The 1,411-nt window shown below is 62.4% G+C and carries 1 protein-coding gene and 1 pseudogene; both read left to right on the top strand.

Annotated features, from left to right (window positions below; all coding sequences use genetic code 11):
- On the top strand, nt 1–944 hold a 944-nt coding region (locus DBR24_RS29990; protein WP_128616501.1), incomplete at its 5' end, for a homogentisate 1,2-dioxygenase domain-containing protein.
- A 3-nt stretch (nt 945–947) separates the two neighbouring features.
- Nucleotides 948–1,411: pseudogene (locus DBR24_RS34500) on the top strand (fumarylacetoacetase); the annotation flags it as partial.

Raw genomic sequence — 1,411 nt, 5'->3', positions numbered from 1 at the left:
ATGCCGGTGCGGATAAACCCGCCGGCATCAGCATCTACAGCTACGCCGCCAACCGTTCGATGGAGCGCGTGTTCTTCAATGCCGATGGTGAATGGCTGCTGGTGCCGCAACTCGGCCGTCTGCGCATCGCTACCGAGCTGGGCATGCTGGAAGTCGCGCCGCTGGAAATCGCCGTGTTGCCACGCGGCCTGAAATTCCGCGTCGAGCTGCTCGACGCGCAAGCCCGCGGTTACATCGCCGAGAACCATGGCGCGCCGCTGCGCCTGCCGGATCTGGGGCCGATCGGCAGCAACGGCCTGGCCAATCCACGCGATTTTCTGACCCCGGTCGCCGCTTACGAAAACCTGCAGCAACCGACGACACTGGTGCAGAAATTCCTCGGTCAGCTGTGGGCCACCGAGCTTAATCACTCGCCGCTGAATGTGGTCGCCTGGCATGGCAACAACGTGCCGTACAAATACGACTTGCGCCGTTTCAACACCATCGGCACGGTCAGTTTCGATCACCCGGATCCGTCGATCTTCACCGTGCTGACTTCGCCGACCAGCGTCCACGGTCTGGCCAACCTCGACTTTGTGATTTTCCCGCCACGCTGGATGGTGGCTGAGAACACCTTCCGCCCGCCGTGGTTCCACCGCAACCTGATGAACGAATTCATGGGCCTGATCCAGGGCGAGTACGACGCCAAGGCCGAAGGTTTCGTGCCCGGCGGTGCGTCGCTGCACAGCTGCATGAGCGCCCACGGCCCTGACGGTGAAACCTGCACCAAAGCGATCAACGCCGAGCTTGCACCTGCGAAGATCGACAACACCATGGCCTTCATGTTCGAGACCAGTCAGGTGCTGCGCCCAAGCCGCTTCGCCCTCGACTGCCCGCAACTGCAATCCAATTACGACGCCTGCTGGGCCACGCTGCCCGCCACGTTCGACCCGACCCGGAGATAACCCATGACTCAGAATTCGATTAATCGCAGTTGGGTCGCTTCGGCCAATGGCCACGCTGATTTCCCGTTGCAGAACCTGCCGTTGGGGGTGTTCAGCCTCAACGGTTCGGCACCGCGCGCGGGCGTGGCGATCGGCGAGCACATCTTCGACCTGCAAGTGGCGCTGGAGGCCGGTCTGTTCGACGGCGTCGACGCAGTGCCGTCGAAGCCATGCATGGCGGGCTGTTGAATGCGTTCTTCGAACTCGGTCGCGAAGCTCGCGTAGCCTTGCGCGAACGCTTGCTGGAGTTGTTCAGCGAGGGCAGCAGCCATCGCGGTGCCATCGAAGCCCAGGGCGCGAAACTGCTGCCACTGGCCGCCGATTGCCAGCTGCATCTGCCGGCCCGTATCAGCGATTACACCGACTTCTATGTGGGAATCGAGCATGCACAGAACGTCGGCAAACTGTTCCGTCCCGACAATCCGCTG

It is taken from the genome of Pseudomonas sp. HMWF006 (genome assembly GCF_003061205.1).
Taxonomy (GTDB): Bacteria; Pseudomonadota; Gammaproteobacteria; order Pseudomonadales; family Pseudomonadaceae; genus Aquipseudomonas; species Aquipseudomonas monsensis.
This window is presented reverse-complemented; position numbering and strand designations above follow the sequence as displayed.